The 15,495-nt window shown below is 36.6% G+C and carries 13 protein-coding genes; all 13 read left to right on the top strand.

The annotated features are described in order from the left end of the window. Nucleotides 1–174 precede the first annotated feature (174 nt). The 13 genes from IGK54_RS06355 (at nt 175) to IGK54_RS06415 (ending at nt 15,446) form a co-directional block, all read left to right on the top strand. Complete coding sequence (locus tag IGK54_RS06355) at nt 175–1,656, top strand: BglG family transcription antiterminator (protein WP_142957172.1); 1,482 nt, start codon at nt 175–177, stop codon at nt 1,654–1,656. Further along, the gene (locus tag IGK54_RS06360; RefSeq protein WP_142957173.1) at nt 1,646–2,098 is read left to right on the top strand and encodes a PTS sugar transporter subunit IIA; all 453 of its coding nucleotides are present in this window, start codon (nt 1,646–1,648) and stop codon (nt 2,096–2,098) included. The genes IGK54_RS06355 and IGK54_RS06360 overlap by 11 nt, the downstream gene beginning before the upstream one ends. Next, nucleotides 2,098–2,415 carry a PTS fructose transporter subunit IIB gene (locus tag IGK54_RS06365; protein ID WP_002408519.1) on the top strand — a complete coding sequence of 106 codons (318 nt, stop codon included), beginning with the start codon at nt 2,098–2,100 and terminating at the stop codon, nt 2,413–2,415. Before IGK54_RS06360 ends, IGK54_RS06365 begins: the two co-directional genes overlap by 1 nt. 19 nt (nt 2,416–2,434) lie before the next feature. After that, a complete protein-coding gene (locus tag IGK54_RS06370) occupies nt 2,435–2,884 on the top strand; it encodes a PTS sugar transporter subunit IIA (RefSeq protein ID WP_142957174.1) in 450 nt (149 codons plus the stop codon). A 108-nt stretch (nt 2,885–2,992) separates the two neighbouring features. After that, nucleotides 2,993–4,093 (top strand): PTS fructose transporter subunit IIC, encoded by a 1,101-nt coding sequence (locus IGK54_RS06375; RefSeq protein ID WP_142957175.1) that lies wholly within the window; start codon nt 2,993–2,995, stop codon nt 4,091–4,093. Nucleotides 4,094–4,230: 137 nt separating this feature from the next. Next, nucleotides 4,231–4,920 carry a D-allulose 6-phosphate 3-epimerase gene (alsE, locus tag IGK54_RS06380; protein ID WP_002369425.1) on the top strand — a complete coding sequence of 230 codons (690 nt, stop codon included), beginning with the start codon at nt 4,231–4,233 and terminating at the stop codon, nt 4,918–4,920. A gap of 291 nt (nt 4,921–5,211) precedes the next feature. Further along, the gene (locus IGK54_RS06385) at nt 5,212–5,829 is read left to right on the top strand and encodes a lysozyme family protein (protein ID WP_002357646.1); all 618 of its coding nucleotides are present in this window, start codon (nt 5,212–5,214) and stop codon (nt 5,827–5,829) included. Between the two features lie 128 nt (nt 5,830–5,957). Continuing rightward, nucleotides 5,958–8,294: a cation-translocating P-type ATPase gene (locus IGK54_RS06390; protein ID WP_002382307.1), complete on the top strand. Its 2,337-nt coding sequence runs from the start codon at nt 5,958–5,960 to the stop codon at nt 8,292–8,294. Nucleotides 8,295–8,610: 316 nt separating this feature from the next. Next, entirely contained in the window at nt 8,611–10,497 is a 1,887-nt protein-coding gene (gene dnaG / locus IGK54_RS06395; protein WP_002380276.1) for a DNA primase, read from the top strand. A 107-nt stretch (nt 10,498–10,604) separates the two neighbouring features. Further along, the gene (gene rpoD, locus IGK54_RS06400) at nt 10,605–11,711 is read left to right on the top strand and encodes an RNA polymerase sigma factor RpoD (protein ID WP_002360364.1); all 1,107 of its coding nucleotides are present in this window, start codon (nt 10,605–10,607) and stop codon (nt 11,709–11,711) included. Between the two features lie 151 nt (nt 11,712–11,862). Further along, nucleotides 11,863–13,926, top strand: coding sequence for a cell division site-positioning protein MapZ family protein (locus tag IGK54_RS06405; RefSeq protein WP_142957177.1), 2,064 nt, complete (start codon nt 11,863–11,865; stop codon nt 13,924–13,926). Between the two features lie 73 nt (nt 13,927–13,999). Further along, on the top strand, nt 14,000–14,881 hold the full coding sequence (locus IGK54_RS06410) for a CvfB family protein (RefSeq protein ID WP_002361792.1): 882 nt from the start codon (nt 14,000–14,002) through the stop codon (nt 14,879–14,881). A gap of 115 nt (nt 14,882–14,996) precedes the next feature. Continuing rightward, entirely contained in the window at nt 14,997–15,446 is a 450-nt protein-coding gene (locus IGK54_RS06415) for a Fur family transcriptional regulator (protein WP_002357640.1), read from the top strand. The last annotated feature ends 49 nt before the right edge of the window (nt 15,447–15,495 follow it).

Genomic DNA, 15,495 nt, shown 5'->3' on the forward strand with positions numbered 1-15,495 from the left:
AGAGCCAGTAATAAAAATCGCTTGCTCTACAGGTTTTTATTTATAAATAGCTTAGAAAGTTTCGCATAATTGAACACTTTAACCACTCACAAAAATGGCCAATGTAACGGACAGAAAACAAGGAAGCGTTTTCTTTTATATAGATTATAATAAATATATCAAGGAGGGGTTGCTATGAGTTCGAAAAAAGAACGTGGACAAAAATTGTTGTTACTTCTCTCAAAAAAACAAGATTATATGACTGCAGAAGAATTGGCAAACTGCCTAAGTACTTCTCCTAAGACAGTTTATCGTTTGATAAAAAAAATTAACGATGAAATTTCAGAAGGTTCACTCATATTATCTGAGAAAGGACGAGGATACAAGCTAGACTATGAACGATTTATGGAACAGAATCGACATTTAGTCGAAAAAGAAAGTGATTTTTCGCCAAGGGAAAGACGCAATCGAATTCTGGAGGAATTGTTGTTAGCTTCTCCACAAGCTAAAAATGTTTATGAATTATTTGCAAGATATTATGTTGGCGATTCTGTGATATTTAGCGATGAACAACAATTATCCGAAGATTTAAAGAAATATGATTTAACACTCAAACGGAAAAATCGAACGTTGGCAATTATCGGTGAGGAAAGAGCTATCAGGAAAGCCATTTCCGATAGAATACAGCTGTTGAACATTATCGATATTGAGGATCTTCGAAACAACAAAGCATTAAATTTTAATAATTATGATGTCCTTTTTACGTTAGATCAAGTCAGGAACATTGAAAAAAAACTGGATATTACTATTCCACATCCATATAACGTAAACATCTTTTCGCATCTTTATATCTTAATTAGTCGTTCACGAAAAGTAGCTATTTCTGAAAAATACCAATTATCTAACGAAGAAGAACAAGAATTAACAAAGGACTTAGTACTCAAAAAGGTCGCGCAAACAACGATTCAACAGATTGAAACTTATTTAAATAAGAGACTGCCTAACGTTGAAATTTATTACTTATATCAATATTTGGTTTCTTCTAGGATGCAAGGTTCGTTTAGTAAAGTAACTAATTTTTCTTTCAAAGTAATGCAAGTTACTCAATTTTATTTAGAGGAAATGAGTGCACAACTAAAAATTTTAACTGATAATGATCAGCTACTTCTTGAATTGGCTAGTCATATAAAACCAATGATAAATCGTCTTGAAAACGGCATACATGTTAAGAATAGTTTATTGGATCAAATAAAAATGACGTATGAAACAATTTTTAGAAAAATTGCGCAAGTTTCTAAGCAAGTAAGTAAAAACTATCAACTGCCGGCTATAAACGAAGATGAGAATGGGTTTATTACATTGTATTTTGCGCGAATGATTGAAACCAATCAGTTACCTATTCGTACTTTGATTATGTGTACCACTGGAATTGGAACTTCAGAACTATTGAGAGTAAAAGTTGAAAAGAAATTCCCTGAATTACAAATTGTTGAAATTATTGCCACACGAAATATAAAGAAATCATTAAAAGATTATTCTGATATTGAATTGATTCTTACAACGATTCATTTACAGGAAAAGGTCCCCATTAAATCATTGTTGGTAAGTGCCATGTTTACAATGGATGATCAGTATCGATTACAAAGAAAAGTTGAGGAAATCTATCATGAACGTTAATCCTTTATACCAAGTTTTCCTAAACCAAGAACTTCTTTCAAAACAGCAAGTATATCAATTCATTGCAGAAACAGCAGCACCTTTGTTAACGCCCGAAGAAAAAAAGCAGATTGAGGAATCTTTGGTAAATCGTGAGAAGATGGGAAGTAATCAGATTGCAGAGCAAATTGTCTTGCCACATTTAGAAAATGCACTCTTGAAAAAAAGTGAAATATATCTGATTGGCTTAAAAACAGAAATCCAAGAATGGACGGCAGACATTAAGCAAGTGAAATTAATTATTGTCATCTTACTAAAAGAAAATGAACGGTTAAAAGTAAAAAAAGAAATCAGTCGATTTACTAGAAAATTAGCAAATGAAGACTTCTTAGAAAAGTTGTTGCGTTTAAAAACAGAAACAGATTTTTATAAAAATATAGAAAAATTTGAGGAGGAAAAATAATGAAGATAGTCGGCGTAGCAGCCTGCACAGTAGGAATTGCTCACACATATATCGCACAAGAAAAATTGGAGAACGCTGCAAAAAAAGCAGGAGTTGAGATCCATATAGAAACACAAGGGACCATTGGGATTGAAAACAAACTAACGGATGAACAAATTAAGGAAGCGGACATTGTTATATTAGCCATTGATGTAAAAATTTCTGGAAGAGAGCGTTTTGATGGGAAACGAATCATTCAAGTACCTACAGAAGTTGCTGTAAAATCACCCACTAAACTAATTGAAAAAGCAGAAGAAGTTATGACACAAGAAAAGTAACCTTCTAGGAGGAATTGTAATGGAAGTAAAGGATATCATTGACTTAAAAACCGTTAAAACGAATATGAATGTAAATACAAAAGAGGAAGCGTTAAAAGAATTAGCCAATCTTTTGCTTGAAAATGGCAATATTTCAGATGAAAAAGGCTTTATAAAAGATATCTATGTTAGAGAGGCGGAAGGCCAAACAGGCATCGGAAACTATCTAGCCATTCCACATGGCAAAAGTGCGTATGTAAAAAAAATAGGCGTGGCCATTGGTATTAATGGTACAGAAATTCCTTGGGAATCTTTAGATGATAATGGCGTAAAAGGAATCATTCTTTTTGCTGTGGGCAATGATCATAAAGAAACAACTAGCCATCTTAAACTATTATCATTGTTTGCCAGAAAACTCGGAAATGATGAAGTAGTGAAAGAACTCCTTCAATCAAAATCGCCAGAGGATGTAGTGAAGGCATTCTCTTAATGAAATTACTGAGACAGCATATTGTGGATATTTTCTACAGAAGAATTCATAACAGCAATTTTTTTAAATAGAAAATAAAATAAAAGAACAATGTTTAGGAGGATAAAAATGAAAAAACTAAAAGAGTTAAATCTTAAAGGTCATTTATTAACAGCAATCTCATATTTAATTCCAATTGTCTGTGGCGCTGGCTTTTTAATTGCAATTGGTATGGGGATTGGTGGCTCAAGTCAAGGAACCTTGGTACCAGGTGAATTTTCGCTTTGGGATGCTTTAGCTACTATGGGTGGCGCTGGCTTAGGCTTACTTCCGGTTGTTATATCTACTGGCATTTCCTTTTCAATCGCCGGTAAACCTGGAATTGCTCCAGGCTTTATTATTGGTTTAACTGCGAATGCAGTTGGCGCCGGCTTTATTGGTGGTATCTTAGGTGGTTACTTGGCAGGATATCTTGTATTAGCTATTTTGAAATATGTGAAATTACCCAATTGGGCGAAAGGGTTAATGCCAACATTAATTATTCCATTTTTAACCTCAATTACTGGTGGATTAATCATGATATATATTATCGGGACCCCAATAACGGCATTTACTTCATTATTAACGAACTTTTTAGATAGCTTAGGTAACTCGTCATTATTAATTTTTGGTGGTGTAATTGGTTTATTAAGTGGTATAGACTATGGCGGACCCATTAACAAAACTGTTTTTGCCTTTGTTTTGACAATGCAAGCTGAAGGACTTAATGGACCAATTACAGCATTGCAATTAGTAAATACAGCAACGCCAATAGGCTTTGGATTAGCTTTCTTCTTTGCTAAATTATTTAGAAAAAATATTTATACAAAACTAGAAATTGAGACGTTAAAGTCTGCCGTACCAATGGGCGTGATTAACATTGTTGAAGGTGTTATCCCTTTAGTTATGAATGATATTGTCCGAGGAGTCATTGCTACAGCGATTGGTGGCTTCGTGGGTGGCGCAACAACAATGATCCTAGGGGCAGATGCGACAGTTCCATTTGGCGGTGTTTTAATGATTCCAACAATGAGTAAACCGCTGGCTGGCATTATTGCAATTGTTGTAAACGCTGTGGTTACCGGTTTAGTTTTAGCTATTATTAAGAAAGATGTAACTGAGAAAGATATGGAAGCTTTAGTAGAAAAAGAAGAAGAGGAGATAAACTTGGAAGATATTCAGATTTTCTAAACAAAATGAAAAAGCGCAACAAAATTAATGCAATGTATATTGCCTGTCAGAGATGTGTCAACGTCTGAATATAACGAGTTAGAAAAATTTTCAAAAACATCAACCAAATAATCAGATAGAAAGAGTTGAAAATTAGAATGAACAAAGTTGAATTTTCTCCGTCACTAATGACGATGGATTTGGACAAGTTTAAACAACAAATCACCTTTTTGAATGATCATGTTGCTTCGTATCACATAGACATTATGGATGGTCACTATGTGCCAAACATTACATTATCTCCGTGGTTTATTGAGGAGTTAAGAAAAATTTCGAAGCTCCCAGTATCTGCCCATTTAATGGTTACGAATCCAAGCTTTTGGGTACAACAACTAGTAGATATCAAATGTGAATGGATTTGTATGCATGCAGAGGTTTTAGATGGTCTAGCATTTCGCCTAATTGACCAAATTCACAATGCTAATCTTAAAGCAGGGATCGTCCTTAATCCCGAAACGCCTATTGAATCAATCTTTCCATATATTGAATTGTTGGATAAAATCACAATCATGACCGTTGATCCAGGCTTTGCTGGCCAGCGATTTATTGAAGGAACACTTGATAAAATTGTTGCTCTTCGTAATTTACGTGAAGAAAAAGGGTATCGTTATGTAATTGAAATGGACGGCTCATCGAATAGAAATTCATTTAAGCGAATTGATGCTGCAGGACCTGATATTTATATTGTTGGTAGAAGTGGATTGTTTGGATTGAATGAAGATATTGAAAAAGCTTGGAGAATGATGAGTAGAGACTATGAAGAAATGACTGGGAAAAAAATTCCATAAAACATTTGACTGTTTGTTAAAAGAATAGATAAGTTGTATAAAGTCAAGCCTAGAAGAGAATTTTGTTCATTCTTATCTGGGCTTTTTTTGATGCAATAAATAAGCGTCAATAGAACAAAATTACTTGTTATTCTATTCTAGGTGAAAACGTTCAATCTTGCGAAGTTACGGTTTGTTCACAAAAAAGTTACTTTTATTAAATAAAACTAAAGAAGTAACAAAAACTTCGCTTTTTTCAGTTATTTCAAGTAACATAGAACGTATCTTAAAAGAAAAAGTTTGGATGATTCGATGCGTAGAGTAAGAAAAATAATTTATAAAATCATGCTACTTTTGTTTGTTGGTTTAGTTGCTGGTCTTGGCTATCTTGGCTATAAAATACATCAAAATGTTGAAACGGTAATGACCTTTGAAAAACAAGTAGAAGCAGAAGTCAAAAAAAATAAAATACCCGAATACAAAACATTAGCTTTAGCGATTATCTATACAGAATCTAAAGGGAAATCTGGCGATATTATGCAGAGCAGTGAAAGTGTTTATGGACAACAAGAAGTGATTGAAACACCAGAGGAAAGTATCGCACATGGCGTCAAATTTCTCGCGGAAGCGTTAGCGAAAGCAAAAGAAGCTGGCTGCGATGAGTGGACAGGCGTACAAGCATATAATTATGGACTGGATTATATTCAGTTTGTTAAAGAACGCGGCGGGAAACACACGACAGAGTTAGCAGAAGAATATTCAAGAGAAGTCCTTTCACCGTTGCTAGGAAATGACCAAAATACGAAATATCGTTATTATCGTTGGCAAGCGTTAGTTTACAATGGTGGTTACCTTTATCAAAATGGTGGCAATATGTTCTATGCGGAAATTGTCAAAATGAATCGTTGGTTTATTGAAAAGTTAAATTAAAACGAGAAAAGTCTAAAGAATTCTTTCAACTTACAGGAATTTTTTAGGCTTTTCTTGCAGTTTCATGAAAATGCAAGTAAACTAGAAGGGATGTAACTGATTAATTGAAAAGGTAGGGAAAGAGCTGGATGTTGAATAAAGTCGACCTGAAAAAAGGGTTAAGTACAGAAGAAGTTGCCAAGCAGAAAGAGTTAGGCCTTCAAAATAATTATGAGGAAAATGTAGCAAAATCTACAAAAGATATTATTTTTGATAACGTCATGACGTTATTCAACTTTTTAAACTTTGCAATCGCTGTTTGTTTACTATTTGTCGGAGCGTATTCCAATCTGGCTTTCTTAGCGATTATTATTGTGAACATGTCAATCGGGATTTTCCAAGAAATTCATGCCCGTAATTTAGTTCAAAAATTATCTATTGTGGCAAAAGAAAATGTTCATGTTGTTCGAAATGGCGTACAACAAGAAATTGATACAAAAGAACTAGTTATGGAAGATATTGTTATTATCTCTGCAGGGGAACAAGTTCCTTCTGATATGGAAGTTATTGACGGTAAAGTCGAAGCGAATGAAGCGTTGTTAACAGGTGAATCAGATTTAATTGAAAAGGAAATCGGCGATACCTTGCTTTCTGGAAGTTTCATTGTTAGCGGACAAGCCTATGCCCGTGTTATCCACGTTGGTGCCGAAAACTATGCTGTGAAAATCACCCAAGAAGCTAAAGTGCATAAACCAATTCAATCAGAGTTAGTCAATTCGATTCGTAAAGTCTCTAAATTTACAAGTTGGGTGATTATTCCTCTAGGGATTATTTTATTTGTTGAAGCTTTTTGGCTAAGAGATGCTGGCATTAAAACATCTGTTGTTGCTTCTTCAGCTGCTTTGTTAGGGATGTTACCAAAAGGATTAGTACTATTAATTAGTATTGCGCTGACAACAGGTGTCATTAAGTTAGCCAAAAAACGTATTCTAGTACAAGATATGTACTCAATTGAAACATTGGCCCATGTGGACACTTTGTGTTTAGATAAAACTGGAACGATTACAGAAGGTAAAATGAAAGTGCAAAAGGCGATTATCTTGCATGACAAATATGAAGAACTCTTCCCGCAGATTATCGGAAGCTACCTATCTGAAAGTACAGATAATAATATTACAATGCAAGCAATTCGTGATCATTATGAAGTATCCAATCGATTTGGCGCAAAAGAAGTCTTGGCTTTTTCTTCTGAACGAAAATGGGGCGCTATTGAATTTCCAGAAATTGGGACAGTTTATTTAGGGGCTCCTGAGCGTTTGGTAGACGATAGTCGGTTGCCAGAAGCTGTTTTTACAGCACAAGAGAATGGGTATCGCGTCTTGATGTTAGCTATTGCGGAGCAACAACCGTTAAACGAAACCAAAATGCCTTATTTAGAGCCATTAGCAATTCTAGAAATTGATGATCCAATTCGCCAAAATGCCAAAGAAACACTGGCTTATCTAAAAGAAGAAGGAATCGACTTAAAAGTAATTTCTGGTGATAATCCGGTGACTGTTTCAAATATTGCTCGTCGTGCTGGGCTACCCGGTTATGAGTCTTATATTGATTTGTCGACCAAAACGACAGAAGCAGAAGTGCGTGAAGCAGTTCAGCAATACACAGTGTTCGGACGTGTATCGCCTCAGCAAAAACGAACCATTGTGCGTGAGTTGAAAGACACAGAGCATGTGGTGGCGATGACCGGCGATGGCGTTAACGATGTTTTAGCGTTACGAGAAGCGGATTGTAGTATCGCCATGGCAGAGGGAGATGGCGCTACTCGGCAAATTTCTAATCTAGTTTTGCTAGATTCTGATTTTACAACGTTACCAGATGTCTTGTTTGAAGGACGACGTGTGGTAAATAATGTAACCCGAGTTTCCAGCGTTTTCTTCATTAAAACGATTTATTCGTTTATTCTCTCAATCATTTGTGCCTTAACGGCCATTGCGTTCCCGTTCATTCCGATTCAAGTGACCTTGATTGATTTAGCAATTGAAGGATATCCAGCCTTCTTCTTATCTTTCGAAGGGGACAAACGAAAAGTTGTCGGGAAGTTTTTACCAACAGCTTTGAAAAATGCGTCTGTTAATGCGCTTTTAGTTGTAGCGAATATCATTGCTGTTTATCTGATTGGACAAAATCAAGGATTTTCTTCTTTAGACACCACGACGTTAATGTATTATTTATTAGTTGGAATTAGCTGTATGGCTGTTGTTCGAGCATGTCTGCCTTTAAATCCACTACGCATTTTCTTGGTTTTCAGTACCATTATTGGTATTTATGTAGCAGCTATGTTATTCCACAACATTTTAGAAATTGGTTTCTTAACTTCGCAAACAATGGGTCTCTTCTTTATTATGATGGCCATTAATATTGTGGTGCGTGTAACAATTGGTTTCGTACAAATGAAACGTGCTGGAAAAACAATTAAAGATTTATAAAAAGCAGAGGTTGAGCTAAAAGCATTCGTCTCCAGAAATGCAGTTCTTCTTTAAATCTTGAAGGAAGTCGGAGCAAGCTTGATGTTTAACTGATTATTTTAAGAGTTAGTGTCTGGGGCAGGAGTCAGGAAGACTTTTGTCCTAGATACTTTCTTTTTTTGTTGAGTTGAAACAAGATACTTGAAAAACAGCGATTATGTGATACAATAAATCATGTGTAAATGTGTCCATTGGAATTCGCACTGAAATGACAGTGCGTTTTTTAAACGGTCAATCACATGAGTTAGCACAATGCTATTCTTAGGAGGTGAGGACAATGGCACAACGCATTCCTCAGGAAGTCATTGAGGAAGTTCGTCACCGAACGAATATAGTAGATATTATTGGGCAGTATGTCCAGTTAAAAAAATCCGGTAAAAATTATATGGGTTTATGTCCGTTTCACGAAGAACGTTCCCCTTCATTTTCAGTAGCAGAAGACAAACAAATTTTTCACTGTTTTGGCTGCGGGAAAGGTGGAACTGTTTTTAATTTCTTGCAAGAAATTGAAGGCATTAGTTTTCCAGAATCCGTGAAACGTGTTGCAGATTTGGAACATTTATCTGTGGATTTTGATTGGTCAGAGCCGCGTGAAGTAGCGGATACCCCAGAAAACCAACAAAGACGGAGTTTGTTACAACTGCATAGTAAAGCCGCAGAACTTTACCATCATATTTTAGTGAATACTAAAATTGGCGAACCCGCATTAAACTATTTATTAGAGCGGGGGTTAACACAAGAACTAATTGAGACCTTTCAAATTGGATTCGCGCCGCAAAAACGTGATTTCTTAAGTCAAGTTTTTAAAAATGAACAACTGGATGAAACGCTTTTTGAGCCTTCTGGGCTGTTTGTCCAAAGAGATAACGGTACGTTTTTGGATCGTTTCTATCAACGAATCATGTTTCCAATTAATGATCCCCAAGGCAATGTCATCGCCTTTTCTGGTCGCTTGTTAAAAACAGCTGATTTTCCAGGGGATGAGATGCCTAAATACTTGAATAGTCCTGAAACAACACTTTTTAATAAGCGAGAAACGCTGTTTAACTTTGATAAAGCCAGAAAAGAAATTCGTAAAGAAAATACAGTCTTGCTTTTTGAAGGATTCATGGATGTTATCGCTGCTTGGCAATCAGGCGTAAAAAGTGGGGTGGCTTCAATGGGGACTAGTTTGACCAATGAACAAATTCGGCGTTTGGAGCGGGTCGCTAAGGAAGTAGTTATTTGTTACGATGGCGATAATGCCGGTGTTCAAGCCACAAACCGTGCGATTCAATTATTGCAAGAAAACAGTCATTTTGACTTGAGTATTGTCAGCATCCCTGAAAAGCTGGATCCTGATGAATATGTGCGGAAATATGGCGCAGAAGCTTTTCAAAATTTAGCCAATCATGGCCGAGAAACAGTTTTTAGTTTTAAAATGAATTATCATCGATTAACTAGAAACATGAATAACGAAAAAGAACAATTGGATTATGTGAACGAATTGTTACGGGAGTTAACCAATGTTCAATCTCCCTTGGAACGTGATCGTTATTTAAACCAAATTGCTCAGGAATTTCAACTTTCTGTTCATAGTTTGGAAGAGCAATTCAATCAATTGAAGCAAGAGCAACGTTCAGTCCAACGGCAAGAAAGGCAACAATTTTATCAAGATGAAATGATGCCACCACCAATGGAAGAACCTGTTTTTGAAGAGAATCACGTCCAGAACAAGTTACCGTTAACACAAGTTCAAAAAGCAGAACGTTCCTTATTATTTCGTTTAATGAATGAACAAGGAGTACGGCAAACCGTTCAACAATTGCCAGATTTTTCGTTCGCTCATGATGAATACCAAGAATTATATTTCTTGCTAGAAAGTTATGCGACACTGCATCAAAGTTTCGACATTGCCGATTTTATTAATTTCTTGCAAGATAATCAAACCAAACAATTAGCAATTGAAATTGCGTATCAGAATTTATCGGAAGAAAGCTCTGAGCGAGAAGTTGCCGATTTATTACATGTAATTGCCTTATCAAGTATTGCAGAGGCAATTGAGCAGAAAAAGATTCAACAGCAAGAAGCAAAACGAGTGGGCAACCAACAGCTTGAAGCCGAATTAACAATGGAGATTATCCAATTGGCTCGACAGCTTAAAGCTCAACGAACATTTACTTAAGTAATAAATGAATAGAACTAAGCGTTTTGTTCATTTTATTTTGATAAGTCCCAGTGATTTATCAGTTATTTCAAGCGTGAACCGAAAAATGAAGGGGGCCTTCTTTCATGGAAAAAGAAACAAGTAAAAAATATGAAGCTGCAGTGGCAGCATTTATCAAAGAAAACAAGCCTAAAGGAACAGTGGTTTATGATGATTTAGCGAATCAATTAGCCACACCGTATACTTTGGATGCAGAAGCTATGGAAAAATTGATCCAAAAAGTTGAAGATGCTGGTATCAGCGTGGTCGATGAAAATGGAGACCCAAGTGAACATAGCTTGAAAAAAGATGAAAAAGAAGCGGAAAAGGCCCAAGCAGAAGACTTATCTGCGCCAACAGGTGTTAAAATTAATGATCCCGTGCGTATGTACCTAAAAGAAATTGGGCGCGTTCAATTGTTAACTGCCGCAGAAGAAGTTGAATTGGCACTTAAAATTGAAGAAGGCGATCAAGAAGCAAAACAACGTTTAGCAGAAGCTAACTTACGTTTGGTTGTTTCAATTGCCAAACGATATGTAGGTCGTGGTATGCAATTCTTGGATTTAATTCAAGAAGGTAATATGGGCTTAATGAAAGCTGTTGAAAAATTTGACTACCGTAAAGGGTTCAAATTCTCTACGTATGCTACTTGGTGGATTCGTCAAGCGATTACGCGGGCAATTGCGGACCAAGCTAGAACGATTCGAATTCCTGTTCATATGGTTGAAACAATCAATAAATTGATTCGGATTCAACGCCAACTATTGCAAGATTTAGGTAGAGAACCAACGCCAGAAGAAATTGGTGCGGAAATGGATTTACCAACAGAAAAAGTTCGTGAAATCCTAAAAATCGCACAAGAGCCAGTCTCTTTAGAAACACCAATTGGTGAAGAAGATGATTCACATTTAGGTGATTTCATTGAAGACCAAGATGCTACCAGTCCTGCTGAGCATGCAGCTTACGAATTGTTAAAAGAACAACTAGAAGATGTTCTGGATACTTTAACAGACCGTGAAGAAAATGTTTTACGTTTACGTTTTGGTTTAGATGATGGTCGGACACGTACGCTAGAAGAAGTCGGAAAAGTTTTCGGTGTCACTCGCGAACGTATTCGTCAAATTGAAGCAAAAGCGTTAAGAAAACTAAGACATCCTTCTCGTTCAAAACAATTAAAAGACTTTTTAGAATAAACATACCGTTTAGCGGCTCTTTTCGTGCATGCGAGAAGAGCCGCTTTTGATTTTTAAAAAGTCTCTAAATGTCATTGCTAGTTATTGGAAGAAGGCGCAAGTTGTGGTAAATTAGAAGTAATGGAATATTAGCAGAATGTGAGGCGGAAGAATGACAAAAAAATGTCCGAAGTGCGGGAACGAATTCGATGCAGAATTAACGACCTGCCCAACATGTGGCTATTCACTAACTGACACAACAGTTGATAAAGAAGAAGCGGAAACGACTTCAACAAATATAGATTTTGAAACACAGGAAAATGAACAACACGAAGATCAATTAAATGAGAATATTGAATGGTCTGAGTTAAAAGATATGAGCTTAGGCCATGTGATGGAACTGTTTGGCGAATCACCTGAAGAAGAAAGTAATGATGACAAAAAAGAAGAGTCGATAGAAGATAACTTAATAGTCTCTGATTCAGAGGATGTTTCTGGTCTAGAAACATCGCTTCAAGAAGGGGCTAGTGAGGAGACTCATGATTCGGTGGAGGAGTCGACACCAGCGACAGAAGAGACGCCTACTCATTCAACAGAAGAAAAACTAGCAACGGACGAAGCAGTTAATTTAGAGGAAACAACAGAAGAAACAACTACTGTTGAAGCAGAAACAGCTGAGGTATCTGAGACGGTGAAGTCAGAAGAGGAAGCTTTAACAGAGATTTCAGGAACTGAAGTTATCTCTACCACTTCTGAAGAAGAAATTTTTTCACAACCACCGATAGAAGATCAAGATGTAACACCAAACGAAACTTTGCAAGCTTATATTCAAGCGCATCGAGCAGATACAGAAATGTCTGAAAATCCATCAGAAGAAACAGCAGAGACCCAAGAGTTAGAAAACAGCGGTGAGGCAGTATTAACCCAAGCCGAAACACCAACTGAATCCATTTCAGATTCTGAAGAAGGGTTAACAAGTGCAGCGTCGCTAGAGGCACCGAGCGACGCTGATGCAACCGAGGAAAAAGTTTCAGATTCAGGTGTGATACCACCGATGAATGAAACTGGGAATGCTCAACCAGCGCCTGCTCCGAAGAAACCATCAAAAAAAGTAGTTTTCGTTGCGCTTGCGGTTGTTTTATTAGCTGGAGGTAGTGCTTGGGCGTATCATGATCAAACGCAAAAAGCTGCCGCGCAAGAGGCGGCGGCACTAACCAAGAAAACAGATACGCTGAAAGATGAACTAGCAGCCTTTTATACCACGAAAGAGCAAGTTTTTATTAAACCCGATATGGTGACTGTTAGTCCAGAAAAACTCTCAAAACAAGTCGCGGAAATTAAAGATTCAGAAGAGTATTCTCAATTAAATAAACAAATTCAAACATTGAAAGAGAAGCAACAAATCATTCAACAAATCAACCAATTATTTGAGGCCCCGATTGTCAATGGCAATGAGTTGAAACCGGCGATTCTAGCTGCTGATCAACCAATTTCCGTAAAGAAATTAACAGGAAATGATCCATTTGACCAATTGATGAACCAAGCAATCGATCAAGCGAACCAACAATACAACCAATTACAAAAAGCTAAAAAAGCGGTTGAGGTCATTTATAAAGATGGAAAAACTACCAATCAGCTGAATCGAGACACGTATCAAGCTGCTAAGGCAGAAGTAGGTAAAGTAACAAGTGATAAGCTGAAAAAAGAACTGGTCAAACAAGTCACGACAGCTGACCAAGCGTTAACCAAGGTTGAAGAAGAACAGAAAAGAATTGCAGAAGAACAAGCTGCCGCAGAGCAAGCAAAACAAGCAGAAGAACAAGCAAAACAAGCTGCTGCCGCGAAAAAAGAGAACGCTAAGAAGGAAGAAACAGCAAAAACAGAAGCGAATGGCTACACGGCGCCGAATAGTGACGGGGTTTACACTAGTCCGCTTTATGCGCCAGATGCTGCTGATATCGCTGATAGTAGCAATCCAGCGTGGACATGGGCACCAGGTGTGAAAGAAAAAGTCTTAGACACAGTGATTGCTCGTGGCTATGTGGTTCCTGGCGGATATTCTTTAGAACCTGCCAAAATTGTGAATGGCGAAGGTTACTACAATCTTTATGCAACAAACAATCAATCAAAATTATTAGAAGGCACTACAGAGAAAAATGTTCACATGTATTTAGTTACAATCAATGCTAAAACAGGTTGGTTCAAAGGGAACGCTTCTCGTAATGCAGGGCAATAAAAGAAAATAGAAACAATCGAACAAAAGCAGAAATCTTTTGTTCGATTGATTTTCCTTGAGGAGTTAATGATAAATGAGAGAATTACTAGCAACAACATTTACCGGCATTGTGGTCGATGAAAATGAACAATTTTATTTTGTTCAAAAAAATGGCATCACATTCCGTTTAAAAAAAGAAGAAGGTACGCATGCCATAGGAGAGGCTGTAGAAGGGTTTGGTTATTTAAATCAAAAACAAGAGCCAGCACTGACAACTACAATTCCTACTGTGCGCATTGGTAGCTATGGCTTTGGTACTGTCACAGGAACGAGACGTGATTTAGGTGTCTTTGTAGACGTTGGCTTACCAGATAAAGATGTCGTTATTTCGTTGGATGAATTACCAACTATGCGGGAACTTTGGCCTAAAAAAGAAGACCGAGTAATGGTTACTTTAAAAGTGGACAGTAAAGACCGCATTTGGGGCGAATTAGCAGATGAAAAAGTCTTTAAAGCAATGGCAAAACGCGGGAATGCTGAAATGCAAAACCAAAACTTAACTGGGCATGTGTATCGTCTGAAACTTGCAGGAACGTATATTTTAACTGATGATTTATACATTGGATTTATCCATCCTTCTGAACGATTCCAGGAACCACGTTTAGGTGAAAAAGTAGTGGGGCGTGTGATTGGCGTGCGGCCGGACGGCGTATTGAATCTTTCATTAAAACCAAGAAGTCATGAAGTAATCAGCGATGATGCGTTAATGATTCTAACTTTCTTAGAAAGAGCAAACGATCATCAAATTCCTTTCACCGATAAATCAAGCCCTGATGAAATTAAACAAACCTTTGGCATTAGTAAAGCTCAATTTAAACGCGCCTTAGGCCATTTAATGAAACAAAAATTAATTAAACAAGAAGATGGTAAAACAATTCTAATTGGCTCGTTGGAACAATCAAAAGAAAAAAATTAAGGTAGCTAATTGAGAATATCTTGCAAATTACAGTTATTTCTTTTATAATTATTTTAATTTGATTGATAAATTAAGTTTCTTAATTTGTAATCATTCTAAACAAGGAGCTGTAATAATGGATTCGACTGCTGCTTTAAAAAAGACAAAAAAACAATTACATGAATCAGGCTTTAAATTAACACCACAACGGGAAGCAACCGTACTTGTATTATTGGAAAATGAAAAAGATCATTTATCAGCAGAAGAAATTTACTTCTTGGTAAAACAAAAAAGTCCGGAAATTGGTCTAGCAACAGTCTATCGAACGCTAGAAATTTTAACAGACTTAAAAGTCGTTGATAAAGTGAGCTTTAACGATGGTTTAGCTCGCTATGATTTAAGAAAAGAAGGCGCCAAACACTTTCACCACCATTTGTTATGCTTAGAATGTGGCACAATTGAGGAAGTGGAAGAAGACTTGCTTGGTGAAGTAGAGCAAATTGTTGAAAGTCGGTATCATTTTTTAGTCAAAGATCATCGCTTAACTTTTCATGGTATTTGTCAAAGTTGTCAAAGTAAACATTAAAAAAACTGCCTTGCATTAATTTATGCAAGGCAGTTTTTTATTCATTGGA

The sequence above is a fragment of the Enterococcus sp. DIV2384 genome (assembly GCF_050534975.1).
Taxonomy (GTDB): domain Bacteria; phylum Bacillota; class Bacilli; order Lactobacillales; family Enterococcaceae; genus Enterococcus; species Enterococcus faecalis.

Coding starts and splice junctions, on each gene's coding strand:
- IGK54_RS06385 (WP_002357646.1), top strand. CDS start 5,212: ATGCGTAGAGTAAGAAAAATAATTTATAAAATCATGCTACTTTTGTTT.
- IGK54_RS06410 (WP_002361792.1), top strand. CDS start 14,000: ATGAGAGAATTACTAGCAACAACATTTACCGGCATTGTGGTCGATGAA.
- dnaG (WP_002380276.1), top strand. CDS start 8,611: ATGGCACAACGCATTCCTCAGGAAGTCATTGAGGAAGTTCGTCACCGA.
- IGK54_RS06360 (WP_142957173.1), top strand. CDS start 1,646: ATGAACGTTAATCCTTTATACCAAGTTTTCCTAAACCAAGAACTTCTT.
- IGK54_RS06390 (WP_002382307.1), top strand. CDS start 5,958: ATGTTGAATAAAGTCGACCTGAAAAAAGGGTTAAGTACAGAAGAAGTT.
- IGK54_RS06415 (WP_002357640.1), top strand. CDS start 14,997: ATGGATTCGACTGCTGCTTTAAAAAAGACAAAAAAACAATTACATGAA.
- IGK54_RS06375 (WP_142957175.1), top strand. CDS start 2,993: ATGAAAAAACTAAAAGAGTTAAATCTTAAAGGTCATTTATTAACAGCA.
- IGK54_RS06405 (WP_142957177.1), top strand. CDS start 11,863: ATGACAAAAAAATGTCCGAAGTGCGGGAACGAATTCGATGCAGAATTA.
- IGK54_RS06355 (WP_142957172.1), top strand. CDS start 175: ATGAGTTCGAAAAAAGAACGTGGACAAAAATTGTTGTTACTTCTCTCA.
- rpoD (WP_002360364.1), top strand. CDS start 10,605: ATGGAAAAAGAAACAAGTAAAAAATATGAAGCTGCAGTGGCAGCATTT.
- IGK54_RS06370 (WP_142957174.1), top strand. CDS start 2,435: ATGGAAGTAAAGGATATCATTGACTTAAAAACCGTTAAAACGAATATG.
- IGK54_RS06365 (WP_002408519.1), top strand. CDS start 2,098: ATGAAGATAGTCGGCGTAGCAGCCTGCACAGTAGGAATTGCTCACACA.
- alsE (WP_002369425.1), top strand. CDS start 4,231: ATGAACAAAGTTGAATTTTCTCCGTCACTAATGACGATGGATTTGGAC.